19 protein-coding genes, 1 tRNA gene and 1 other RNA gene are annotated in these 24,225 nt (G+C 71.0%); 5 read left to right on the top strand and 16 right to left on the bottom strand.

Features of this window, described 5'->3' with window-relative positions; translation table 11 throughout:
* Positions 1–17 precede the first annotated feature (17 nt).
* Positions 18–1,088, bottom strand: a complete 1,071-nt coding sequence (locus ACO1BR_RS09420; RefSeq protein ID WP_426794574.1) for a hypothetical protein — start codon at positions 1,086–1,088, stop codon at positions 18–20.
* A 368-nt stretch (positions 1,089–1,456) separates the two neighbouring features.
* Complete coding sequence (locus tag ACO1BR_RS09415; protein ID WP_426794573.1) at positions 1,457–2,299, bottom strand: class I SAM-dependent methyltransferase; 843 nt, start codon at positions 2,297–2,299, stop codon at positions 1,457–1,459.
* Positions 2,300–2,367: 68 nt separating this feature from the next.
* On the opposite strand from ACO1BR_RS09415, the gene ACO1BR_RS09410 reads away from it, so the two are divergent.
* Entirely contained in the window at positions 2,368–4,317 is a 1,950-nt protein-coding gene (locus ACO1BR_RS09410; RefSeq protein WP_426794572.1) for a S9 family peptidase, read from the top strand.
* 160 nt (positions 4,318–4,477) lie between these two features.
* On the opposite strand, the gene ACO1BR_RS09405 is transcribed toward ACO1BR_RS09410, so the two are convergent.
* The 10 genes from ACO1BR_RS09405 to ffs form a co-directional block, all read right to left on the bottom strand.
* Positions 4,478–5,497 carry an SURF1 family protein gene (locus tag ACO1BR_RS09405; protein WP_426794571.1) on the bottom strand — a complete coding sequence of 340 codons (1,020 nt, stop codon included), beginning with the start codon at positions 5,495–5,497 and terminating at the stop codon, positions 4,478–4,480.
* A 351-nt stretch (positions 5,498–5,848) separates the two neighbouring features.
* Positions 5,849–6,844 carry a hypothetical protein gene (locus ACO1BR_RS09400; RefSeq protein WP_426794570.1) on the bottom strand — a complete coding sequence of 332 codons (996 nt, stop codon included), beginning with the start codon at positions 6,842–6,844 and terminating at the stop codon, positions 5,849–5,851.
* 431 nt (positions 6,845–7,275) lie between these two features.
* Positions 7,276–7,851: a SigE family RNA polymerase sigma factor gene (locus ACO1BR_RS09395; protein WP_201305259.1), complete on the bottom strand. Its 576-nt coding sequence runs from the start codon at positions 7,849–7,851 to the stop codon at positions 7,276–7,278.
* A 506-nt stretch (positions 7,852–8,357) separates the two neighbouring features.
* A complete protein-coding gene (locus tag ACO1BR_RS09390; protein WP_426794569.1) occupies positions 8,358–9,527 on the bottom strand; it encodes an aspartate-semialdehyde dehydrogenase in 1,170 nt (389 codons plus the stop codon).
* Positions 9,524–10,795 carry an aspartate kinase gene (locus ACO1BR_RS09385; RefSeq protein WP_159509018.1) on the bottom strand — a complete coding sequence of 424 codons (1,272 nt, stop codon included), beginning with the start codon at positions 10,793–10,795 and terminating at the stop codon, positions 9,524–9,526. Before ACO1BR_RS09385 ends, ACO1BR_RS09390 begins: the two co-directional genes overlap by 4 nt.
* 343 nt (positions 10,796–11,138) lie before the next feature.
* Positions 11,139–11,801 carry a DUF5063 domain-containing protein gene (locus tag ACO1BR_RS09380; RefSeq protein WP_426794568.1) on the bottom strand — a complete coding sequence of 221 codons (663 nt, stop codon included), beginning with the start codon at positions 11,799–11,801 and terminating at the stop codon, positions 11,139–11,141.
* Positions 11,794–12,393, bottom strand: coding sequence for a recombination mediator RecR (recR, locus tag ACO1BR_RS09375; protein WP_426794567.1), 600 nt, complete (start codon positions 12,391–12,393; stop codon positions 11,794–11,796). Before recR ends, ACO1BR_RS09380 begins: the two co-directional genes overlap by 8 nt.
* A gap of 51 nt (positions 12,394–12,444) precedes the next feature.
* Entirely contained in the window at positions 12,445–12,795 is a 351-nt protein-coding gene (locus ACO1BR_RS09370; RefSeq protein WP_078893978.1) for a YbaB/EbfC family nucleoid-associated protein, read from the bottom strand.
* A gap of 261 nt (positions 12,796–13,056) precedes the next feature.
* Positions 13,057–15,570: a DNA polymerase III subunit gamma and tau gene (locus ACO1BR_RS09365; RefSeq protein ID WP_426794566.1), complete on the bottom strand. Its 2,514-nt coding sequence runs from the start codon at positions 15,568–15,570 to the stop codon at positions 13,057–13,059.
* An 87-nt stretch (positions 15,571–15,657) separates the two neighbouring features.
* Positions 15,658–15,756: signal recognition particle sRNA small type (gene ffs, locus ACO1BR_RS09360), an RNA gene on the bottom strand.
* Positions 15,757–15,876: 120 nt separating this feature from the next.
* Here ffs and ACO1BR_RS09355 point away from each other — a divergent pair.
* A tRNA-Ser gene (locus ACO1BR_RS09355) sits at positions 15,877–15,961 on the top strand.
* A 108-nt stretch (positions 15,962–16,069) separates the two neighbouring features.
* On the opposite strand, the gene ACO1BR_RS09350 is transcribed toward ACO1BR_RS09355, so the two are convergent.
* From ACO1BR_RS09350 to ACO1BR_RS09335, 4 genes are all read right to left on the bottom strand, one after another.
* Complete coding sequence (locus ACO1BR_RS09350; protein ID WP_426794565.1) at positions 16,070–17,365, bottom strand: hypothetical protein; 1,296 nt, start codon at positions 17,363–17,365, stop codon at positions 16,070–16,072.
* A 92-nt stretch (positions 17,366–17,457) separates the two neighbouring features.
* On the bottom strand, positions 17,458–19,218 hold the full coding sequence (locus ACO1BR_RS09345) for a tyrosine-type recombinase/integrase (RefSeq protein ID WP_426794564.1): 1,761 nt from the start codon (positions 19,216–19,218) through the stop codon (positions 17,458–17,460).
* 14 nt (positions 19,219–19,232) lie between these two features.
* Entirely contained in the window at positions 19,233–19,532 is a 300-nt protein-coding gene (locus ACO1BR_RS09340; RefSeq protein ID WP_426794563.1) for a helix-turn-helix domain-containing protein, read from the bottom strand.
* 167 nt (positions 19,533–19,699) lie between these two features.
* The gene (locus ACO1BR_RS09335; protein WP_039634338.1) at positions 19,700–20,236 is read right to left on the bottom strand and encodes a helix-turn-helix transcriptional regulator; all 537 of its coding nucleotides are present in this window, start codon (positions 20,234–20,236) and stop codon (positions 19,700–19,702) included.
* A 282-nt stretch (positions 20,237–20,518) separates the two neighbouring features.
* Between ACO1BR_RS09335 and ACO1BR_RS09330 the strand changes: the two genes are divergently transcribed.
* From ACO1BR_RS09330 to ACO1BR_RS09320, 3 genes are all read left to right on the top strand, one after another.
* Positions 20,519–22,054 (top strand): DnaB-like helicase N-terminal domain-containing protein, encoded by a 1,536-nt coding sequence (locus tag ACO1BR_RS09330; protein WP_426794562.1) that lies wholly within the window; start codon positions 20,519–20,521, stop codon positions 22,052–22,054.
* A gap of 366 nt (positions 22,055–22,420) precedes the next feature.
* Positions 22,421–23,566 (top strand): hypothetical protein, encoded by a 1,146-nt coding sequence (locus ACO1BR_RS09325; RefSeq protein WP_426794561.1) that lies wholly within the window; start codon positions 22,421–22,423, stop codon positions 23,564–23,566.
* A 164-nt stretch (positions 23,567–23,730) separates the two neighbouring features.
* Positions 23,731–24,222 (top strand): plasmid mobilization protein, encoded by a 492-nt coding sequence (locus ACO1BR_RS09320; RefSeq protein ID WP_426794560.1) that lies wholly within the window; start codon positions 23,731–23,733, stop codon positions 24,220–24,222.
* The last annotated feature ends 3 nt before the right edge of the window (positions 24,223–24,225 follow it).

Here is a 24,225-nt window from a genome sequence, read left to right as displayed (position 1 = left end):
TTTCACCGCCACGTCTCCTACTTCGCGCCGTCCGGGATCGCCCGCCAGGTGACCGGCTGGGCGCCGTCCCCGTTCCCCCGGAAGGTCAGCGAGGCCGGCGGATCGCCCTTCGGCAGCATGTGGATCGTGCACTCGGTCACCGTGGCACCCGGCTTCACCATCTTGTCGGGGGTGGCCTCGGGGCACTGGGCCACCCCGGGGCCGCCGATGTCCAGCAGGATCATCTTCCGCGCCTGCTGCCCGCTGACGGTGGTCAGCGTCAGGCTGTCGTTCATGCTCGGCAGCAGGTCGTACTTGCCGGTGTTCTTGTACTCCACCGTCACGTAGTACGGGATGAGCTTCTTCTGGTCCGCGTTCAGGTCGAAGCGGCTCAGATCGTCGAGGGACCCGGCGCGGACGCTCTTCGGGGTGGCCAGGACCGTGACCGTATGGCGTTCGCTGTCCGTCGTGGCCGCGTCGGCGGGCTTGTTGGCGGGCAGCACGCCGGCCGCGCCCCCCTGGGTGCCGCCGATCTGCCACAGCAGGGTGTCGCCGCCGTCGTCCTTGTAGGAGACGTTCGCCGGCTTCTGCCCCTTGGACAGCATGAAGATCACGCACTCGGCCGTGGTCTCACCGGCGGCCAGCTGCGCCTTCCCCGGCTCCCGGCACTCGGGCGGCAGCCCGGAGTCGGTGGCCAACGGGTTGGTCCGGAACAGCGAGACCTGCTGGCCGGCCTGGCCGTCCGCCCCGGTGACCGAGAAGTTCCGCTCCGGGTACAGCCCCTTCTCGGTCTCCTTGCCGGTGTTGGTGTAGGAGAAGGTGAGGTAGTACGGCACCTTCCCCTTGAGGCCGCTGTCCAGCCGGATGTGCGCGAGGTCGGACTGGTCGCCGCGGGCCAGGCGGGTGGGCTTGAGTTGCAGCGGGTACGGCTTGTGGTCGGTGTCGGTCCAGGTGGCCGCACGGGCCGCGGACTCCATCGGGAGCGGCTTGGCGGGTACGACGGCGGGCGACGCCCCCGGTGCCGCCTTCCCGCCGGACGTGCCGCCGCACCCCGCGGCCAGCAGCAGGAGCACGCTCACCCCGGCGGCACCGACCATCCCTCTGCGCACACGCACATGAACCCCCGTGAAGTCGTCCTTCGGAGCCGTCGCCCGAAGTGGTTGTCCGGAGCGCCCGTCGGCGTGGCCGGCCGCGCGGGGCCGACACCGTCCTGCCCTGCCGACGGTCCTGCCGCGCTGACGCCGACCGGACAAAACCGACCGGGGCGTCCATCACAGTAACCGGCGGGCACCGGAGCAATTCCGGTGGCCCCTGGGGCAGATCGCGGGCAGCACCGCGCGGCGCATCCCACGGGCGCAGACCGCGCCGGATGGCGTGTCGGCGACCGCATCACCGACCACGTTGGAGGCCGATCGCCGACCGCGTCGCACACCGCGTCAGGTCGGCTCGGCCGCATCGGTCAGCTTGGCCGCATCGGTCAGCTTGGCGCTTCGGGCGGTTTGATCGCCTTCAGCGAGTACATCAGCGGGATACGGGGCCGGTCCTCCGGAAACCGGTAGAACCCGTCGTCGCCCCGCCGCAGTTCGCCGAACCGCTGAAACATCGTCATGCCGTGCTCATGCAGGAATGCGATACGCAGTCCGGAACCCGCCACCGCGCTGACGACGTCCCCGAGCGAATGCTGCCATTCGACGCTCCTGTTGTGGACCGTCACCGCGCCGAAGTCCGTGTAGCTGCCGGGAACGTCCTCGTCCCACGCCTCACGGCGGAAGTAGTCATGGGTGACCTGCGATCCGGTCCTGTCGTCCAGCGCATCGCACAGCGGGTGGAATTCGGCGAGATAGAGAAACCCGCCGGGGGCGACCAGCGACGCGGCGGTCTCGGCCCACCGGACCAGGTCCGGAAGCCAGTTCACCGAGCCGATGCCGGTGTACACGATGTCGTACGCGGCGTCGGGGACGGCCTCCGCAGCGTCATGGACATCGGCGGTCACGAACGACGCGCGGTCCGGGCCGTAGCCGAACTCGGCCGCCAGTTCGCGGGCCGCTTCGATGGCCGGTGCGGAGAAGTCCAGACCGACGACGCGGTCCGCTCCGCGATGCGCCCACGACAGCGTGTCCTGGCCGAAGTGGCACTGGAGATGGAGCAGGCTCCGGCCTGTGACGTCACCGACCTCCGCGGCCTCGAAGTCGCGCATGACGTCCCGGGTCCGCCGGAACGCGTCCTGGTCGTAAAAATCGCTCGCGATGTGGAGAGGCACCCGCTCGTCCCACCTCGCGCGGTTCACCTCGCACCAGTCATCGGGCGTGTGATGTCGCATAGCGCGAAGTTATCCACAGCCTGTCGGCCCCGCCAACGCATTTTCCGCGGCGGGCGCAGAATGGCCCCATGACTGACGAGACCACAGGCCCCGGCCACACCCCCGCCGATCCGCCCCCGCCCGCCCCCGATTCCGCCGCCACCCCCACGGCCAAGGCTCCGGGCGGCGCCGGCGGCGCAGCTGACGGTTCGACCGGTCCGGCCGCCGACCTGCCGGACTGGGAGAAGCGCTTCCGCGCCCCGCGGATCGGGCTGCCGGAGTGGGCCGAGTACGCCCCGGACCGCTCCCTGTTCGTCTCGAACGCCACCGGCACCTTCGAGCTGTACGCCTGGGACCGCGCGACCGGCGGCCAGCGGCAGGCCACCGACCGCCCGCACGGCACGACGGACGGGACGCTGTCGCCGGACGGCGAGTGGATCTGGTGGTTCTCCGACACCGACGGGGACGAGTTCGGCGTGTGGATGCGGCAGCCGTTCGCGGGCGGCGCGGACGAACCGGCCGCGCCGGGGCTCGCCCCCTCGTATCCGGGCGGTCTGGCCATCGGCCACGACGGCACCGCCGTCATCGGCCGCTCCACGGACGAGGACGGCTCGACCGTCCACCTCGTACGGACCGGGGAGCCGCCGGTGGAGATCTACCGCCACCGCGAATCAGCCGGCGTCGGCGACCTCTCCCACGACGGTTCGCTGATCGCCGTGGAGCACACCGAGCACGGCGATGCGATGCACTCCGCCCTCCGCGTCGTCCGCCCGGACGGTTCGACCGTCGCCGAGCTGGACGACACCCATGGCGGCACCGAGGAACTGGGCCTGTCGGTGATGGGGTTCGCGCCGGTGGACGGTGACAGCCGGCTTCTGGTGGGCCACCAGCGGCGGGGCCGCTGGGAGCCGATGATCTGGGACCCGCTGACGGGCGTGGAGACCGCCCTGGTGATCGACCTGCCCGGCGACGTGGGCGCGGACTGGTATCCGGACGGATCGGCACTGCTGATCGAGCACGAATACCAGGCCCGCAGCGAGCTGTGGCGCTACGACCTGGGCGCACCGGGCACCGCGGACGGCGGCACCCGGACCGGCGGGCCCGCACTGACCCGGGTCGAGACCCCCGCCGGCACGGTCTCCGGCGCGACGGCCCGACCGGACGGCACGGTCGAGTTCCTCTGGTCGTCCGCGGCCCAGCCCTCGGAGATCCGGTCGACGAGCGGCACCGTGGTCCTGGACCCGCCCGGCATGAAGGCCCCCGGATCGGTCCCGGTGACCGACGCCTGGGTGGACGGGCCCGGCGGCCGTATCCACGCCCTGGTGCAGCAACCCCCCGGCAAGGGCCCCTTCCCGACCGTCTTCGACATCCACGGCGGCCCGACCTGGCACGACAGCGACGCCTTCGCCTCCTCACCGGCCGCCTGGGTCGACCACGGCTTCGCCGTCGTCCGCGTCAACTACCGCGGCTCGACCGGCTACGGCCGCGCCTGGACGGACGCGCTCAAGCACCGCGTCGGGCTGATCGAGCTGGAGGACATCGCCGCGGTCCGCGAGTGGGCGGTCGCCTCCGGCCTCGCGGACCCGGAGCGGCTGGTGCTCGCGGGCGGCTCCTGGGGCGGCTATCTGACGCTGCTGGGCCTGGGCACCCAGCCGGACGCCTGGGCGGTGGGCCTGGCCGCGGTCCCGGTGGCGGACTACGTCACGGCCTACAACGACGAGATGGAAGCCCTCAAGGCCATGGACCGCACGCTCCTGGGCGGCACCCCGGAAGAGGTCCCCGAGCGCTTCGAGGCGTCCTCCCCGCTGACGTACGTCGACGCGGTCCGTGCCCCCGTCTACATCTCCGCCGGCGTCAACGACCCCCGCTGCCCGATCCAGCAGGTCGAGAACTACGTCCAGCGCCTGGAGAGCCGCAGCCACCCCCACGAGGTCTACCGCTACGACGCGGGCCACGGCTCCCTGGTGGTGGAAGAGCGCATCAAGCAGGTCCGCCTGGAACTCGACTTCGCACAGAGGCACATGAAGCCGAAGGAGTAGAACCGAGCGGGGGCGGGGGGGGAGGGGAGGGGGCGGGGGGGGAGGCCCCCCGGGGCCCAAGCCGCCGAGATCGGCCCCGCCCCAGTAAGCAGCCAGGCCCAAGTGATCAGCCAGGCCCCAGTGAGCAGCCATGCCACGGGCTCAGGCGCGAGCCCCGGGCTCAGGCGCGGGCCACGGTCTTCTTCCCGTCCCCGCCCCCGCCCCCATCGGCCTCGGCGTCCGAGGCCGGGGCGGGGGCCGCGCCCGTCGCAGCTTCCGAGTTCGCCGCAGCTCCCGGGGTCACCGCAGCCGCCGGGTGCGACACAGCCTCCCGGTTCGGCGCAGGCTTCCGGTCTGACGCAGGCTTCCGGTCCGACGCAGCCTCCGGGGTCGCCGCGGTGCCCGCCGGTTCCTCCGGAAGGATTCCGAGGGCCGCGTCCCTGGCGGCTTCGGCCTCACGGCGTACGAGGCGGAACCACATGAAGACGACGAACCCCGCGAAGACGAACCACTCGCCGGTGTAGCCGAGGTTCTGGAACGCCTTCATGTCCAGGCCGCTGCCCTCCGCGGCGGCCGGCGGGACGGCGTGCAGCGGCGCCGGCGGATCGGTGAGCGTGATCCAGGCGTCGTAGACCCCGTACGGCACGATGTTGACCAGCGAGGCCGCACTGATCATGCCGAGCTGCCCCTGCGGCAGACCGCCGCCGGCCTGCACCCCGTCCGTGCCCTGGTTCTCGGACGCCTGCAGCGCGCCGGTGACCGTCACCTCCCCCTTGGGCGGCGCGGGCACCTTCGCCGTATCGGCCGGCACACTCGCGTCGCCGGGCAGCCACCCCCGTACGACAGGGAGGGCCTTCCCGGTGTCCGTACGCAGCAGGGTCAGAACGTAGAAGCCCTGCTGGTCACCGTTCCTGCCCTTCAACGTGCGGCCCGGTACGAGCAGTTGGTGCGCATCGTCGTACTGGCCGCGGGCGCTGGCCTGGCGGCCGGAGGTGACCTGGTTGACGGGCAGCAGGCTGTCCAGCGGACGGGCAGCCGCCGTCTTGGCCTGGGCGGATCGGTTCTCCTGCTGCTGGTGTGTGGCGACCCGGGCGTCGAAGCGGCTCAGCTGCCAGCTGCCCATGAAGATGCAGAAGGGGATCGCCAGCACGGCGAAGACGTTGATTCCCCACCACCGCGGGGTCAGCAGGAACCGGTACACCCCACCAACGGTACGGGGCCCGCACCGCGCGGCGGCACCGCCCCCTCCCCGCCGCGACTCCGGCCCCCTGGACCTGCACCGATGACGACCAGCAGATGACGGCCGCCAGCGATCAGAGACCAGCCACCAGAGACAGGCGATCAGCGATCAGCCGAGCATCGACAACCGACGGCCAGCGGCCGACGACGGACGACCGACGAATGACGACCGGCGACCGGCGACCGGCGACCGGCGACCGACACAGCCTGCGGCCGGCAACCGACAACCGCCGCCCGCAACCCCCACCACAGAGCTGCGCCACGAAGCAGCCCCAGCCCCCCGGAACAGCCCGAGTCCCCCGAATCAGCCCCGCTACGACGCCGCCAGCGGTGCCGTGCGGTATACCGTCCCCGCGCACGCGTCCGCGATCTTGGCGTCCGCCGCGACCGGTTCGCCGGCCTCCGGAGTGTGGCTGAGGAGCACACCGCCGGCCGCCGGCGCCTTGTCCCCGGAACTCTCTCCGCCGCCCACCTGGCCGCCGCCGGCTCCGTCGGGAGCCGGCGCGGCAGCGCCCGGGGACGCCGCGGGCCCCTTGGACGGGTCGGGGGTCGGCGACGGTCTCGGCTTGACGCAGCCGGTCTTGCCGCCGTCCCCCGCCGGGATCCAGGCGAACTTGACCTCGTACGCCTGCCCCGGCTTGAGCACCAGCTGGTCAGGGGTCGTGGCCGGATCCGGCAGCCCGGTGGCGTCATCACCCGTCGTGTGGTCGACGAGATGGACCTTGTCCGACTTCGTGGAGCCCTGCGGGGTCAGCTCGACGGTCCCGCCGCCCTGCACCGAACAGGCGGTACCGGACGTGTTGACCACCCGGAACGCACCATAGACCCGCCCCGCGGAGTCCGCCGGACCGACGGTGCTGGTCCCCCGGCCGAGCTGGTCGCGTCCGCAGGCCGGCGAGGTGACGTCCATGGTCGTGTCGGGGGCGGGCGTACCGACGCCGGCGGCCTCGCCCGTGCCGGGCGTCACGGCGCCCTGGTCCCCCGTGGCCGCGGTCCGGCCGTTGCCGGGCCTTTGGCCGTCGCTGCCGGTCGGCCGCGCACTGGCCTGTGCGGGGCCTTCGCCGCGCGTACCCGCGGTGTCGTGATCGGCGCGCCGGCTGCTGGCGGTGTTGGTGGAACGGTCCCCGGAGCCGTCGCCGAAGTCGGCGACATGGACCATCGCCGGGATCGCCGTACCGCCGAGCAGCAACACCGCGACCGCGCCCACGAGGGCGTGCCGCCGCCGCTGACGGCGGGCCGGTACCGCGCGCCGCAGCTCGTCCAACGCGTCCGGCGCGGGCTCCAGATCGGCGACGCGGGACTGCAACAACCGTCTCAGCTGGTCCTCGCCACCAAGGCCCTCGCCACCGAAGCCCCCACCGCCGAGGCCACGTCCGCCGAGGCTCCCACCACCGAGGCCACCGCCGGCCGAACCACCGGCCCCGTCAGCAGAGCCGGAACCGGAACCGGAGTCGGAGCCGGAACCCAAGTCAAAACCGAAACCGGAGCGGAAGTCGAAACCTGAGCCAGAACCTGAGCCAGAACTGGAGCCGGAGCCAGCACCGGAGCCGGAAGAGGCCCCATCCCCCCCACGCACAACACCGCTCTGCGCGGCACGACCGCCCTGCTCGGCCCCACCACTCTCGTACGCCCCACCGCTCTCGCCCGCACCACCGTTTCTGTGCGCACCACCGCTACCGGCCGCCCGGCCGGTCTCGTCCGTGCTACCGGGCTCGGTGCCGCGCCCGGCTCCTGCTCCACTCACGCCGGAGCCTCCATAGCGACGCGGAGCGCCGCGATACCGCGCGATCCGTACGCCTTCACGGAGCCGAGGGATATGCCCAGCGTCTGCGCGACCTGGGCCTCCGTCATATCGGCGAAGTAGCGCAGCACCAGCACCTCGCGCTGGCGACGCTGCAGTCCGCGCATGGCCTGGATCAACTGGTCGCGCTCCAGCAAGTCGTACGCGCCCTCCTCGGCGCTCGCCATGTCGGGCATGGGCTTGGACAGCAGCTTGAGCCCGAGGATGCGGCGGCGCAGTGCGGAGCGCGAGAGGTTGACGACGGTCTGCCGCAGGTACGCCAGGGTTTTCTCGGGGTCGCGGACCCGACCGCGCGCGGAGTGCACGCGGATGAAGGCTTCCTGGACGACGTCCTCGCAGGAGGCGGTGTCGTCGAGGAGCAGCGCGGCCAGGCCGAGAAGCGAGCGGTAGTGCGCGCGATACGTCTCGGTGAGGTGGTCGACTGTGGTGCCCGCTGCCATCGCGTCGTCAGTGTCCCCACGCTGAGAAGGAAGCTGCGCGGGGCGCGCGGCGGGCCAGGGGGCGATCACCGGCATGCCCCCGGACACCCGCGGGAGCTGCGGGCGCACTGCCGCGCCTGCCGCACCCGCCGGAGCGATGGTGAAACCGAGTACCTCTGCCACGCCTGTTGGACACGCTTCCCCCCAAAAGGGTTGTACGCGCAAGGCATCGCTTGTGACGATGCGTTAAATGCCCTCATGCGTACCAGCTCTTCCCCAATGTCCCATTCGCCCCGACGTATTCGCCCCGCCACCCAGGACCCTGGAACACCCCGCAGACACTTCGCACCACCCGCAGGTGGCCCGAGAGACGCCCCCCACGGACTGACGGTTGCAGCACCCGAGGAAGCGAATGATCGAACAGGACATCAGCCCAGTTCAAACGGTCCGGACCAACGCCCAGTGCACAAAATCTTCACACGACATACAAATTATGTCCCAGGCGCCCCGAGCCATGACACCCCATCCGGCCAACTCCCGTCCCGGGACCGGCCGACGTGGGACAACGGGCCCGGCGACCGCGCCGGCCCACCGGCCATCCCCTACGCCCGCGGCTCCCCGGCCGCCAGCTCGGCCGCCACCAGCTCCCCGATCTGCGCCGTGTTCAGCGCCGCCCCCTTGCGCAGGTTGTCCCCGCACACGAACAGCTCCAGCACCCGCGGATCGTCCAGCGACCGCCGCACCCGGCCCACCCAGGTGGGATCCGTGCCCACCACATCCGCCGGCGTCGGGTACTCGCCCTCCGCCGGGTCGTCGCTCAGCACGACGCCGGGGGCCGCCGCCAGTATCTCGTGGGCACCCGCGACCGTGACCTCGTTCTCGAACCGCGCGTGCACGGCCAGCGAGTGCGCGGTGATCACCGGGACCCGTACGCAGGTCGCGGTGACCGGAAGGTCCGGCAGCCCCAGGATCTTGCGGGACTCGTTGCGGATCCGCAGTTCCTCCGAGGACCAGCCATCCTCTTGGAGCGAGCCGGCCCACGGCACGACATTGAGCGCGAGCGGCGCCGGGAACGGCCCCAGGGTGTCGCCGACCGCCCGCCGCACATCACCCGGCGTGGTACCCAGGTCCGTACCGGACACCGCCGCGAGCTGTGCCCGCAGCGTCTCGGCGCCGGCCTGCCCGACCCCCGTCGCGGCCTGGTACGAGGAGACGATCAGCTCGCTCAGCCCGTACTCGGCGTGCAGCGCGCCCAGCGCGACGATCATCGAGAGGGTGGTGCAGTTCGGATTGGCGATGATGCCGCGCGGCCTTATCCGAGCCGCGCACGCATTGACCTCGGGCACCACCAACGGCACCTCCGGGTCCATCCGGAACGCGCCCGAACTGTCCACCGCGACGGCGCCCTTGGACACCGCGACCGGCACCCACTGCGCGGCGACCTCGTCGGGCACGTCGAACATCGCGACGTCGATGCCCTCGAAGGCGTCCTCGCTCAGTCCGACGACCTCGACCTCTTCACCGCGCACGGTCAGCTTGCGGCCGGCCGAGCTGGGGTGGGGGTCCCCCCTGCTCGAACGCAGCTGAGAGCTTGGGGGCGCGATCAGCCGGATCTCGCCCCAGACGTCGGCCCGCTCGGAAAGGATCCCGAGCAGGACCGCGCCGACGGCGCCGGTGGCACCGACCACGGCGAGATCCGGCTTGGCGGCCGCACGGGCCCCCGCCCTCGCCGCATCAGCGAAGGACGGGCGGCCCGCCTCGGCCGGAATCATCGTCCGGTGCCGCCATAGACGACGGCTTCGTCGCTCTCGGTGTCGAGCCCGAAGGCGCTGTGCACGGCCTGCACCGCCTCCTTGACGTCATCGGCGCGGGTGACGACCGAGATGCGGATCTCGGAGGTCGAGATGAGCTCGATGTTCACGCCCGCGTTGGACAGCGCCTCGAAGAACGTCGCGGTGACGCCCGGGTTGGTCTTCATGCCCGCGCCGACCAGCGAGATCTTGGCGATCTGGTCGTCGTAGCGGAGCGAGTCGAAGCCGACCGCGGCACGGGTCTTCTCCAGCGCCGCGATGGCCTTGCGACCCTCGTCCTTCGGCAGCGTGAAGGAGATGTCCGTCAGCCCGGTGGTGGCTGCCGAAACGTTCTGGACGACCATGTCGATGTTGACCTCGGAGTCCGCGATGGCGCGGAAGATGCGCGCGGCCTCACCCGGCTTGTCCGGGACCCCGACGACCGTGACCTTCGCCTCGGAGGTGTCGTGTGCGACGCCCGAGATGATTGCCTGCTCCATCGGCCTGTCCCCTTGCGGTTCGTTGCTGACCCACGTGCCCTTAAGCCCCGAGAAGGACGAGCGGACGTGGATCGGGATGTTGTAACGGCGTGCGTACTCGACGCAGCGGTGCAGCAGCACCTTGGAGCCGGAGCTGGCCAGCTCCAGCATGTCCTCGAAGGAGATCTGGTCGATCTTCCGGGCCTTCTTCACGACCCGCGGGTCGGCGGTGAAGACACCGTCCACATCGGTGTAGATCTCGCAGACCTCGGCGTCAAGGGCGGCGGCCAGCGCCACGGCGGTGGTGTCCGAGCCACCCCGCCCCAGCGTCGTGATGTCCTTCTTGTCCTGGGACACGCCCTGGAAGCCGGCGACGATGGCGATGTTGCCCTCGTCGACCGAGTCCCGGATACGGCCCGGCGTGACATCGATGATCCGTGCCTTGTTGTGCACGGAGTCGGTGATGACACCTGCCTGGCTGCCGGTGAAGGACTGCGCCTCGTGGCCGAGGTTTTTGATCGCCATCGCCAGCAGGGCCATGGAGATCCGCTCTCCGGCGGTCAGCAGCATGTCGAACTCGCGCCCCGACGGAATCGGGGACACTTCCTGAGCGAGATCGATCAGCTCGTCCGTCGTGTCGCCCATCGCCGAAACCACGACGACCACCTGGTGGCCGTTCTTCTTGGCTTCGACGACTCGCTTGGCAACGCGCTTGATGCCCTCGGCATCCGCAACGGATGAGCCGCCGTACTTCTGCACGACAAGGCCCACGTGCGCTCCTCGCAACTGTCTCTGCGGGAGGGAGTCCCTCCCGGACCCCCGGAAACGGGGGTACTGCGGTCGGCTCAGTCTAACGAGCGGGCGGCATACGCCCCGCTACCACCACATGGTGAGACGCAGACCACGCTGTGATCATCCCGATCATCCCGCCCACCGACATCACTCCTCGGTGAGCACCGTGAACGCCGCGTCCCTCGGCGGCTCCGCGCGGTGCACCGTCGCACCGGCTCGGCGAGCACCTGCCCGCTCCACACCCGGACACACGGGAACGTAACCCAGGTCACACCCCGCGCACCGGCCGGAGCTCGGCGGTCACCCGGCGGTCACCCGGCGCTCACACCCCGCGCAGCCCCAGCGGTGCGGCGATCTCCTCCGCCATGACCTTGCCGGCCTCCTCGGCCAGCCGCTCCTCGTCCCCGTTGGCGTCGCTGTCGGTGTCCAGACCGTCCAGCGCGTCCAGCGGCTGGTCGAGGCGAACATGGGCGACCAGCGACTGGAGGGCGCGCAGCGCGGCCGAGGCGGTCGGGCCCCAGTTGGAGAGGTAGGAGAACTGCCACCACCACAGCGCCTCGGTGACCCGGCCCTCGCGGTAGTGCGCGAGGCCGTGCCGCAGGTCGGTGATGACGACGGCGAGGTCGTCGGAGAGCCGCGAGGCCACCGGCTCGCTGCGCGGCACATACGGGTCGAAGACCTCGGAGTACACGTCGACCGGGTCCAGCAGCCGCGCGAACCGCTCGCGCAGCTCGTCCACGTCCGGCTCCGGGCCGGTGTCCGGTTCGTACCGCTCGTCGGGAACGATGTCCTCATGGGCCCCCAGCCGGCCGCCGGTGAGCAGCAGCTGGGAGATCTCCAGCAGCAGGAAGGGCACCGCGCTGTCCGGCTCGTCGCCCTTGGCGACCTCGGTCACCGCAACGATGAAACTCTCGATCGAGTCGGAGATCGATACGGCGAAGTCGTCCGGGTTCTGTGTCGTGTTGTGCAGCGTGGCATCAGACATCGAGAAGTCTCCTCCCTTCGAAGGCCCGCCCGAGCGTGACCTCGTCGGCATACTCCAGATCGCCTCCGACCGGCAGTCCGCTGGCCAGTCGCGTCACTGTGAGGCCCATCGGTTTGATCATGCGGGCCAGGTACGTGGCCGTGGCCTCGCCCTCCAGATTCGGGTCGGTGGCCAGGATCAGCTCGGTGACCGCGCCGTCCGCGAGCCTGGCCAGCAGTTCCCGTATCCGCAGGTCGTCGGGGCCGACGCCCTCGATCGGGCTGATCGCCCCGCCGAGGACGTGGTACCGGCCGCGGAACTCCCGCGTCCGCTCGATCGCCACGACGTCCTTGGGCTCCTCCACGACGCAGATGACCGCCGGATCGCGCCGCGGGTCCAGGCAGACCCGGCACTGCTCCTCCTGCGCGACATTGCCGCACACGGAGCAGAACCGGACCTTCGCCTTGACCTCCATCAGCGCGGTCGCGAGCCGGCGGACATCGGTCGGCTCGGCCTGAAGGATGTGGAAGGCGATCCGCTGCGCGCTCTTGGGACCGACGCCGGGCAGCCTGCCCAACTCGTCGATCAGATCCTGGACCACGCCTTCATACACGGAACGTCTTCTCTCTCTTCTGCCGTGCTGCGTACGCTAGTTGGCTACTCCTCAGAAGGGGAGGCCGGGGATGCCACCGCCGCCCAGCCCCTGGGCGAGCGGGCCGAGCTTCTGCTGCTGGAGCTTCTGCGCGCTGGCGTTGGCGTCCCGGACCGCCGCGAGGACGAGATCGGCGATGGTCTCGGCGGTGTCCTCCGCGGAGTCGGTGTCGACCGCCTTCGGGTCGATCACCAGCGCCTGGAGCTCACCGGAGCCCGTCACCGTCGCCTTGACCAGACCGCCACCCGCGGAGCCCTCCACGGGCGTCTCCGCCAGCTCCTGCTGGGCGGCTGCGAGGTCCTGCTGCATCTTCTGGGCCTGCTGAAGCAGCTGCTGCATGTTGGGCTGACCACCGGGGATCACGACGTGACTCCTGCCATACGACAACGATTGGTGCGGTAGCCCGAGCCTACGTGTTTCCCGGGCCCCGCGCCCTACGCCGCAGGGAGGAGCGCGGATCTCCCTCTCAGCCCCCGCACACCCGCCCTCCCCGCGCCTCCACCGCTCCGGGCAGACCGGTCAAACACGGGCCATTCGTGCGTCATATGCGGCCGAATATGCCCGTACGAAGCGAAACTTCGCGATCACCCACCGCTGCCGCTCCCCCTCACCTGTGACTGTGCGTCACTCGTTGGTGAACTCCTCGACGACCGTCGCGCCGAGCTCGCGCACGATCAGCTCATGACCGCTGAGCGCCGAGTCGACGAGATCCGGATCGTCCTCGGCCGGCATGTCGTACTCGATCGCCATCGGCGGCTCCGGCGCGCTGTACGAAGGCTCCACCGGAGGCCCGCCCTGACCGCCGCCCGCGGACGCCGACGGGGCCACCGCCTCCCGCGCCATCCGCGCGCCCTGGCTTCCGCCACCGCCCGACCCGTACTGCCCTCCGGGGGCCTCGGGCGCCGGGGCGCTCGGCTGGGGCGCCGGCTGCGGGGCCGCCTGCGGCGGCGCGGCCGGGGCACCGCCGAAGCCGCCCCCGCCACCGCGGGCACCGCCGGCCGGCGAAGTGGCACCGCCCGACGGATCGACGATCGCCTCGACCCGCCACTGAAGCTGGAACCGCTCGGCCAGCACGTCCTTGAGGACCTCCTCGCTGCCGCCGTTCGCGAAGCTGTCCCGGGCCCCGGCGTTGGGGAAGCCGATCTGCAGCGTCGTCCCGTCGAACCCGGACACCTGGGCGTTCTGGCTCAGCAGGATCCAGGTGAAGCGCCGCCGGTCCTTCACCGCGTCCAGGATCTGCGGCCACATCTGCCGCACCTGCGCGGCCCCCTGCGCCGCACCACCGGAAACCTGCTGCCCCACGGGCGCGGGCGCCGCCCCGGCACCCGGCCCGGACACACTCGGCCCGGCCGCACCCGGCACGGACGCCTCACCGGAGCCACCGGCCCCGGAAGCACCGGACGCCGCCTGGCCCCCCGCGCCTCCCTGGCCGCCCTGCCCCGGCGCCACGGCCGACGGCCAGCTGCCGGGCTGCCGCACCCCGCCCGCGGCACCGCCACCGCCACCGCCACCGCCACCGCTCCGCTGCGCGCCTCCGGGCCAGGCCCCGGGCCGCCCACCGGCCGCCGGACCACCCTGCGAGCCACCCGGAGCACCGCCCTGCGGACCACCCTGGGGCGGCGCCTGCCCACCGTCGTACGCACCGCCGGGCGCCACACCCGCCCCCGGAGCGGCAGCCGCCGCACCCGCAGCCGACGCGGCAACCGGCGGTGCCGCAGCACCTGCACTTGCCCCTGCCCCTGCGCCGAGACCGGCATCGGCGCCGCCGCCACCGCCCGCAGCCCCGCGCACCGCGGCTCGCGCAGCGGCGGGACCGGACGGCCCGGCCGGCATCGGCGGATGCGCCTCCGGCCCCGGCACGTACGCGGCCACCGGCCCGCCCCCGGACTCCAGCACCGCCCCACCGGGACCGACGGGCCCGCCCCCACCGGGACCGCCGCCGGGACCGGCCGGGCCACCCAGGGCCACCGCACCGGCGCCCAGGCCCCGCTCCAGGCGGTCCAGCCGCGCCTGCACCGACCGCTCGTCGTCGTACGCCGCGGGCAGCAGCACCCGCGCGCAGATCAGCTCCAGCTGGAGCCGCGGCGAGGTCGCGCCGCGCATCTCCGTCAGGCCCGCGTTCACCAGATCCGCGGCCCGGCTCAGCTCTCCCGGGCCGAACACCGCGGCCTGCGCCGTCATCCGCTCCACGACATCGGCGGGCGCGTCGATCAGTCCCTTCTCCGCCGCGTCCGGCACCGCCGCCAGGATCACCAGGTCCCGCAGCCGCTCCAGCAGATCCGCCACGAACCGCCGCGGGTCGTTGCCCCCCTCGATGACCCGGTCGACGACCTCGAAGGCCGCCGCCCCGTCGCCGGCGGCGAACGCCTCGACGACGGAATCCAGCAGCGACCCGTCCGTGTACCCCAGCAGCGCCGTCGCCATGGCATACGTCACACCGTCCGCGCCGGCACCGGCGAGGAGCTGGTCCATCACCGACATCGAGTCACGCACCGACCCGGCCCCGGCCCGCACCACCAGCGGCAGCACCCCGTCCTCGACCGGGATGTCCTCCCGCCCGCACACCTCCGCCAGGTACTCCCGCAGCGTCCCGGGCGGCACCAGCCGGAACGGATAGTGGTGGGTACGCGACCGGATCGTCCCGATGACCTTCTCGGGCTCGGTCGTGGCGAAGATGAACTTCAGATGCTCCGGCGGCTCCTCGACGACCTTCAGCAGGGCGTTGAAGCCCGCCGAGGTCACCATGTGCGCCTCATCGATGATGTAGATCTTGTACCGGCTGCCGGCCGGCCCGAAGAACGCCTTCTCCCGCAGCTCACGCGCGTCGTCGACACCGCCGTGGGACGCCGCGTCGATCTCGATCACATCGATCGAGCCCCGGCCGTTCCGCGCCAGGTCCACACACGACTGGCACTTCCCGCACGGCGTGGGAGTGGGACCTTCCTCACAGTTCAGGCAGCGCGCCAGGATCCGCGCGCTCGTCGTCTTGCCGCAGCCGCGCGGCCCGCTGAACAGATAGGCGTGGTTGACGCGGTTGTTCCGCAACGCCTGCTGCAGCGGATCGGTCACGTGCTCTTGCCCGATGACCTCGGCGAAGGTCTCGGGGCGGTAGCGGCGGTACAGCGCAAGGGACGACACGCATACGACGATATCGGGCCCCACCGACAACCGGCCCGTCCCCGAACCGCCGGCGCCTCCCCCATGCGCAGGGGAGCCCCGTCCGCAAACGCAAGCGCCCCCCACGCACCCGCCAGAGCCGACCTACCCTTGCTGCCTTCCGGCCCTGGGGGAGTTCAGTCAGATAGCGCCACGTGAGGGGCTGCGCTCCACACTAGCGGATCCACCCCCCTGAAAACGACCCGGCTCCCGACCACACCTCCCCTCCGGCCCCCTCCTCCGGATCATGTTCGCGAGCACTGCCCGACGTCTTGTATTGTTTGCGGCGGAGGATTCGCCTAGTGGCCTAGGGCGCACGCTTGGAAAGCGTGTTGGGGGCAACCCCTCACGAGTTCGAATCTCGTATCCTCCGCACCCGCCCACCAGGGCAAACGAAGGTCCCGACCGCTCAGCGGCCGGGACCTTCGTCGTTCCGTGGTTGCAGTTTTGGTTGCAGTTGCCTCTGACGAGCCGCCGTCGGCTACCGGCCGTTGAGAACTGCGCGGCACACGTCGCAGTACATGGCGGCGTCGCGTCCGTACCGGCGCATCAGCTGTCCGCACTCGGCGCACAGGCCCAGCTCCCACGGCGGGCAGCCCAGCGCGGCGGAGGCAGCGGCCCGCTCAACAGCCGTGATCAGGTTCGGGTTCCGGGAACGCTGCGTCGGCATCCGGGAGAGGGTGAAGCCGCCGGTCGGCTGGCCGAGATCACGGATGGGCCGAGCGTCGCCGACGAACCGGCCCTCCTCGCCGGCCCGGCACGTCCGGTCGATCTCCTGCTCGGCGAAGGTGATCTCGTCGTCCGGCTCCTGCGGCTCCGCCGTGGGCAAGGGAGACGCCTGGCCCGTCAGTTCCTTCCAGATCCGGCAGTCGTCCGCCGGCACCCACATGTGCCTACCGGCCCGACCGCCGCCGCGATTGGGCACGTACACGGGCACGCTGTCCCCCGTCGCGCTCGACAGCACGAGATCCTCAAGCTGCACCGCCGGCTTCTCCGGATGACAGAGAGCCGGCAGGAACCACTCGGCGTGAATCCGCTCACAGTGACCGGCGCCTTCGGTGACAGGGCAATGCCGGGGGCTACTGGGCACGCACTTCCAGACCTGGAGGTAGCGATACCCGCCGCGGATCACCATTTCCCTGCCGCCGGCGATCTCCTTCCAGGGCATGTCGTCCACGCGAGCCCACGGCGCACGGTCGATGAGAGACGCCGTTCTGTCCTTCGCCACCCAGAGAGGCGTGATCTGGTGCTGCACCGCGTTGGCTGACCGGCGATGCACGCTGCTGGGGCTGAGGTGGTGGTACTGGATCTCCCAGCCGATACGTATGCCTTCCGGGCCGGTGACGAGGGCGTCGGAGATGCTCCGCCGGTTGGCGGTGGACACCTCGACCTCGGCCGCCAGGCCATACCGGGAGGCGGTCTCGACGATCCGCTCCTTGGTGGCCTTGTGCTGCTCGCTCTCAGCCGGTGTCGCCTTGTGCGTGACCGGCAGATGAGAGGCGACTAAAGGCCGACGGCCTCCGACACGGCCTCGGCGTATGAACATCCACGGAGATTTGCCGCCTGCCTCGGACGCGCACTCCCGCCCATCATGATGGGCGAGGCATTCGAGCAAATACGGATCACGCTCGGCGACGCTTGCAGTGAGCTCCCGAAGCAGATCGGGACGCTCCGGGTGACCGAGGTCAGGCAGCGACAGATTGATCTCTATGCCATATGCGGTGTGCCATACCCCATTTGCCATGTCTCCACCATAGAAAGCGCCACTGACACTCAACAGGGGCTCGCCTCACGGGAGATGGCGGCAGGCAGCAGTCAGTCGGGCGACGGAATCCCGTCGCCCGACTGTCACAGACGGACGCACCCTCCTTACGAGTCGCCGTACTTGCCAGGAGCCTTGGCCCGGTCCACAGCCTGTGCGCATGCGTCGGCGAACGCGGCGGCAACGGCGTCCTCGTCCGTGCCCCGGACCTGTGCCTCGATCTCCTGGCCAGGGCGGCGCGTGGTGTGCCACCGCACCGGCAAGTCCGTGTAGAGGTCGATCTCGAACTCCCAGGCCATCACGGACCATTGGTCATTGCGACCGATGTTGAGTCGCTCGCCGCCAGGCAGGTACACGGCGTGGGCGTGGTGGACGACCCTGCGGTCAGGCATACGCTCGCGGATGGCCCGCATGCCGCCGCGGCCCTTGTCCTCCCACTTATCCCGGTCCCACTCCTCCACCCCTGCCGCGTGGTTGGGATGGTCGGCGCCCCACTGCGAGGCCACCGTATCCGCGTGCTCGCGGTGCAGGAACGGGATGCGGCGTTCGCCGAGTCGGGCAACGTACACCGTCGGGTCCGCCGGGGCAGGGTCCTGGCTCGGGCCGGCCGCCGGGCCTCCAGAGGTCGACGGGGAGGCAGAAGGCGTCGCTCCCCACAGCAGGCCGCCGACCTTCGCCGCGGTCTGCTGGAGCACCTGGCCGGTGAGGTGCTGGTAGCGGCGGCGCATCCGGGCGGACTTGCCGGGCTCCCAGCCCATGATGCGGTCGACGACCGCCTCGGGGACGCCGAGGATCAGCAGTACGGTGGCCGCGGTGTGGCGGGCGTCGTGGAGTCGGCCCTCACGGACACCTGCGGCCTTCAGCAGGTCCTTCCACTTGTGGTGGTCGGTGTTCGGGTTGAGCGGTTCGCCGGTCGGCGAGGTGAACACGTACCCCTTCTCCACCCACAGGTCACGGGCGAGAGCCCGCTCGCGGTCCTGCGCCTCCTTGTGCCGTTGCAGCAGCGCCAGCAGCTGCTCGGGCGCGCCGATCGTGCGCTTGCCGGCGCGGGTCTTGGTGTCCTTCGTCTCGCGCCGGGTGTTGATCTTCTGGGGGCAGTAGCCGGGCTTGCGTCCGCACTTGTCGCCGCAGCCGTGCTTGTAGCGGGGCCTCAGGCGGCCCCGGCGTACGAAGAGCACGCCTTCCTCGAAGTCCACGTCATCCCACTTCAGGCCGAGGGCCTCGCCCTGGCGCAGGCCGAGCGCGAGCGCGATGACCCAGCGAGCGTGGTTGCGGTGCTTGCCCGCTTCGAGGAGGAGACGCTGGATCTCAGCCAGCGTGTACGGCTCGACCTCTTCCTCTTCGACCTTGGGGGCCTTGGCGATGGAGGCCGGGTTGGTGGTGAGGTGGCGACGGCGTACGGCCTCGTTGAGCGCCGTGTTGGCGGTGCGGTGTGCCTGGTGGGCGGTGCCGGCGGCGCTGCCGTTGGCCTGCATCTTCTGGTAGAAGCGCTCCAGGTGCTCGGGCTCCAGCTTCTCCAGGCGGTGGCCGCCCAGGCCGGGGATGAGGTGGTGGTAGACCGCCACGCGGTAGCCGTCGATGGTGTTCTCACCGACGTTGGGTGCGGCGATGTTCTCCACCCAGTGGGTCAGCCAGGTCTTGACCGTCCAGGTCTGACCGGCCTTGCGGACGCCCGTGGAGTCTCGCTGCTTCTCCAGTTCGCGTACGGCCTTGGTGACCTCCGGGCGGGTCTTGCGGCTGACGTGGCGCCGGTCGGGGGCACCGTCGTCCTTGACGCCAACGGTGACGTAGCCGTGCCAACGGCCGTCCTTGCCCAGGAAGATGGACGAGGCGCCGTTGGGCTGACGGGAGTTCTTGGGCTTGGTCAAGTTCCCGTTTCCCCTCAGGCCGCGGTGTCGAAGTCGGTGGCCAGCGGGCGCTTGGCCATGAACTCGACGACCGCCTCGGCGGGGATGCGGCGCAGTCGGCCGATCTTCACGGAGGGGATCTCGCCGGAAGAGACGTACTCGTAGAGCTTGGTGCGGCCGATGCCGATACGACGAGCAGCCTCAGCGACGGTGAGACCGACGAGGGTGGGGTCGCCTGGAGCGTCTTCGCGCCGGGCCATGAGCTCACGCAGGGCGTGCTCGTCGACGCCGAGCGCCTGGGCGAGCTGGGAGATGGGCAGGGGGAACTGCGGCAAGGGGTACTCCTCCCCGGCCTCGTGGCAACGCGTGAGCGGCAACTCCTGCGGGCCTGGCCGGCGGTGTGCGTTCAGGGATGGGCGTTACGTGGGTGTGGCCTGCGCCTGAAGGGGCGCGGCACCTCGGTGTTCGCAGCACCGAGGACGCCGAGCGGGCCTCGTGGGACCTACTTGGCCGGGCGGCTGGACCCCATCCAACTCCGCTGCTTCGACGGGTCGTGCGCGTAGTGGCGGTTGAACTCGCCGCCGGAGGCGACGTCGAGCTCGTGCATCAGCAGGACCTTGATCAGATCCGCTTGGTCGGGGTTCTCCTCCCCATACGCGTCGAGCTGGTCCTTGAGGCGCTTCATGTCCTTGTCGAGCTCGCGCCAGGCCACCCACTTCTCGACGTATTCCCCGACCAGGCGGCGGACGTGGGCGTTGGCGACCTGGCCGGGCGGCGCGGTGAGGTCCTCCATCGTGATCTGGAACACCTCGCAGAAGCCGAGGGCCTCGTCGAGGTTGACTCTGCGGCGCGGCTTGCCGCTCTCGATGCGCCAGATCGCGGACTGATTGATCGGATGGCCGGCGGCGGCCATCTTCTCCGCCAGCGTGACCGTGCTCCAGCCGCGCACCTCGCGCTCCATCTTGATGCGCTCGGCGACGTTTTCCTCCATGGCTGGGCGATCCGGGCCCGCGCGGGCCGCGCCCTCCTTGTCGCTCACGTCGCACCTCCTTCGCGGTCAGACAGGTCCAGTACGGCCAGGGTCAATACTGAACACCATTGCGGAGTGAAATGCAAGCCGTTGCATTTCCAAAATTCTGCGGTATCGTTCCTGGTCCCACCGGACACCGGTGAACGTGCCCACACACGCAAACGGCCCCCGGTGCTGCGAACACCGAGGGCCCAAGCCAAAGCTCCACCGTATGACCGCCCATCCCTGAACGACCGAAACCGGCACCGGCCGGGGTTGCCGCCCCGTATGGCCTGCCGGGTGAGGAGCTCTATGGCCCAGAGTAGGGCCCCGCGCCAGAAGAATCCATCCAACGACGAAGCCGACGGCCCGTTCGCCGCCATCGGCACCGCCGGCGAGCCTCCGCACGCCGTGGACGCCGAGCGCGCGGTTCTCGGCGCGTGCATGTTCCACCGCGACGCGGTAGTCGAGGTGCGCAGCGTGCTGGATGGTGCCGACTTCTACCGGCCCGCGCACGAGACGGTGTGGTGTGCCCTCCTCGCACTGCACGCCGACGACGCACCCACGGACCCGATCGCGCTGGCCGAGTACCTCGCCGGGACCGGGGAACTCAGCCGGATCGGCGGCGCCGCCTATCTGCACCAGATCGTCGGCGCCGCGACCACGACCGGCAGCGCCGCCTATTACGCCGACATCGTCCGGCGCAAGGCGAACCTGCGGCGCCTGCGTGAAAGCGCGGTGCGCCAGTACCAGCGCACCGTCGAGCCAGGCGCCGATCCGGACGAGATACGCAGCGCGGCCGAGGCCGACCTGCGCGCCGAGCGCGAACGCGCCCACGCGGCCGGCACCGGGCGGCTGTCCCGCTACCTGACCAACGGCTGGGACTTCATCACCAAGGCCGCCGACACACAGCCGATCTGGGGCACCCGGGAGCAGACCGCCTGGGCATCCGGTGAGAGCCTGATGCTCGTCGGCCCGCCCGGGGTCGGCAAGACGACCCTCGCGCACCAGGTCGTCCTCGCCCGCATCGGCCTCAAGGACTCGGTCCTCGGCATGCCGGTCGTCCCGGGCAAGCGCGTGCTGTACCTGGCTATCGACCGGCCCACCCAGATCGCCCGGGCCCTTGCCCGCGGAGTCGGCGACGAGCACAAGGCCGCGCTGCGCGACCGGCTCGCCGTCTGGCAGGGCCCGCTGCCCGCCACGCTCGACAAAGAGCCCGACCTCCTCGCCGAACTGGCCACCGCCCACCAGGCCGACACCCTGGTGATCGACAGCCTCAAGGACGCCGTCAGCACCATGGTCGACGACGCCCTCGCGGTCGCGTACAACAACGCCCGCGGACGCGCCCTCCAAAACGGCGTCGAGGTCCTGGAGCTCCACCACCAGCGCAAGTCCGGTGCCGACAGCCCCAAGGCCCAACGCCCTGCCCTGGACCAGGTCTACGGCTCCACCTGGCTGACCTCCGGCGCCGGCAGCGTGCTGTTCATCAACGGCAAGCCCGGCGACCTGGCCGTCACCATCCACCACCTCAAGCTGGCGACCGGCGAGATCGGCCCGCTCCAGGTCATCCACGACCACGAGCACGGCACCAGCACCGTCGACCCCACGCTCGACCCGGTCACGCTCCTGCGTGCAGCCAGCGGCGGGCTGACCGTGCGGGAGCTGGCCGAGGTGCTCGCCGGTGAGCCGGAGCCTGGACGTGCCGACGTCGAGAAGGCACGACGCCACCTGGAACGGCTCGTCAGGGCCGGACTGGCCACCAAGGCCGAAGGGGCCGCGGGCGGCAACGGCGGCGGCCAGCAGGCCCGCTACCACGCCTCCACACGCCACATCGGCGTCGTCTCCTGACCGCCTAGACCGGGTCCGGACCGTACACGCACCCGTACACGCGCCCCCTGCGCGTACACGGCCCCGAACAGGGCTCGCAGCGTCCACGGCCGTGACGAAATCCCTGGTCAGACGATCACGCGGGCGTACACGCCGTACACGCCCCCAGGCGTTCACGCGCGAGACCCCCCTTAGAGGGGGGCTCGCGTGTACGCCCCCGCCGTGAACGCTTCCCCCTCCTACCTCCCACGCCTCCTGGAGACCACCCGCATGTCCCCTGCCTCCCCCACTCTGGCTGCGCTACTGCTTGTGCCCGTCGCGCTGCTCGGCGGATGGCTGATCCCCCGAAGCCGGCACCGCCCGGACGGCCAGGAGCAACGCCGAACCTTGGCAGTACCGGTCGCCGCCCTGGCCGCGGTCGGCTGTACCGCCTACAGCGCCGACACCAGCTGGCGGTTCGCGGCCGACTACCTGGACATGGGCAGCACGATCGAGCGCGCCGCGATGTTCGCCACCGCCGAGCTGGCCCTGTTCGCCACCGCGCTCATGGCCCGGCAGAACCTCCACAGCAACAAGAGGGAACCGGGCCTGCCAGGCATCCTGGTCTGGATCATCACCGGGGTGCAGATCATCCCCGCCTATGCCGAGTCAGGTCCCGTCGGCGGCACGGTCCGCGCCCTGATCGGCCCCGTCATGGCCGCCATGCTCTGGCACTTGGCCATGGGCATCGAACTGCGCCACCGCACGCCCCGGGCCACCTCCCGCAGCCTCACCGCGGTCCTCGCGCGCCAGGCCCGCGAGCAGCTCCTGGCCCGCCTTGGTATCGCCGACGATGACGCCGATGCCGCACAGCTCATCCGCGAGCGCGCCCTGAGCCGCGCCGTCACGCTGATCCTCCGCATCGAGGCAATGACCGAGAAGAAGCGGACCGGACGGCGAGGCCAGCGCGCGACCCGGCGCCTGCACGACGCTCTGGAGCGGGCCGGCGTCGACAGCGACCCGCTCCAGGACGAGCTGCTGCTGCGCAAACTCGGCACCCGCCAACAGGCCACCGACCTCGCTTACGTCGCTTTGCCCGCCCGGTGGGATACGCCCGACACCCTGACCACCCAGCTCCGAACGGCCCCTGCGAAGCGGGCACAGCCCAAGCGCCCCACTGCCGTACTGGATCCGGGCGATAAGGACGAGCACCGGGCCCACGGCCCGGAATCCACGGACCGCCCGCAATCCCCTGGTGCGACACCTCAGGACCTGAATGCGGGCAAGACCGCAGGTGCCAATCCGGGCACCAGCGCGAGCACAAGGACAAGGACGAAGGCATCGCGCCCGGGTCGCAAGCCCGACCTGCCCTGGGACGTCCTCATCGACTACGCCCACCGCATCTACCGCGAGACCGGGCGTCTCTCACGTGACCTCCTGAAGGAAGCCGTTCGCACCGACGGCCACCACATCGGCACCGACCTCGCGCAAAGGGTCGTCAACGCCGTCAAAGCCGAGCCGAAGGACGCCGCCCGCGCCGGCCACCCTCACTGACCACCTACCCCACACCCCCGCAGATCCACGAACGGAGCCCCTTCGCCATGCACGACTCCAACCATGGAGACCTCAACACCCCGGCCATCACAGGCGAAATGAGCCCTGTCCCAGACGCAGCAAGTTGTCGGGTAAGGAGTCCTTACCCGGCCTCCGCCCCAGGGGTGGCGGAGGCGTCCGACGCCGAGGGGGCGCCGGAGTCGGCCGGCCCAGGGGTGCCGACCGAAGGTGGGGCGATCGAGCAGTCGTCGAACGTGCCGCAGAAGTCCGCGCCGCGTCGCCGTCTGCGTGACAAGCAGCTGCGCGAGCACCGCATCTCGCCCCGCTACAACGACACCGAGCTCGCCCTTGTGAAGAACGCCGCCGACCTCAGCCGCATGAAGCCCGGCGGCTACGTCGCCGAGTGCTCACTCGCCGCTGCGCGCGCCGACGACCCCACCGCCGCAGTCGCCGACTACCGCGCCATGGTCAAGGCGCTGATGGCCGCCAACGGACAGCTCGGCAAGGTCGGCAACAACCTCAACCAGCTCACCCGACATCTCAACCAGGACGGCGCCTGGCCCCACCACGACACCGTCAAACGGCTCCTGGGTCGCGTCGAGACGTCCATCGCCGAGCTGGACACCGCCGTCGCCCAGGTCACAGAGGCGCGGTGAATC

The sequence above is a fragment of the Streptomyces sp. YGL11-2 genome (assembly GCF_050054615.1).
Taxonomy (GTDB): domain Bacteria; phylum Actinomycetota; class Actinomycetes; order Streptomycetales; family Streptomycetaceae; genus Streptomyces.
The sequence above is the reverse complement of the archived record's forward strand: the minus strand, read 5'-3'. Positions and strand labels throughout refer to the sequence as shown.

Coding starts and splice junctions, on each gene's coding strand:
- ACO1BR_RS09415 (WP_426794573.1), bottom strand. CDS start 2,299: ATGCGACATCACACGCCCGATGACTGGTGCGAGGTGAACCGCGCGAGG.
- ACO1BR_RS09410 (WP_426794572.1), top strand. CDS start 2,368: ATGACTGACGAGACCACAGGCCCCGGCCACACCCCCGCCGATCCGCCC.
- ACO1BR_RS09395 (WP_201305259.1), bottom strand. CDS start 7,851: ATGCCGGTGATCGCCCCCTGGCCCGCCGCGCGCCCCGCGCAGCTTCCT.
- ACO1BR_RS09390 (WP_426794569.1), bottom strand. CDS start 9,527: ATGATTCCGGCCGAGGCGGGCCGCCCGTCCTTCGCTGATGCGGCGAGG.
- ACO1BR_RS09380 (WP_426794568.1), bottom strand. CDS start 11,801: ATGTCTGATGCCACGCTGCACAACACGACACAGAACCCGGACGACTTC.
- ACO1BR_RS09330 (WP_426794562.1), top strand. CDS start 20,519: ATGGCCCAGAGTAGGGCCCCGCGCCAGAAGAATCCATCCAACGACGAA.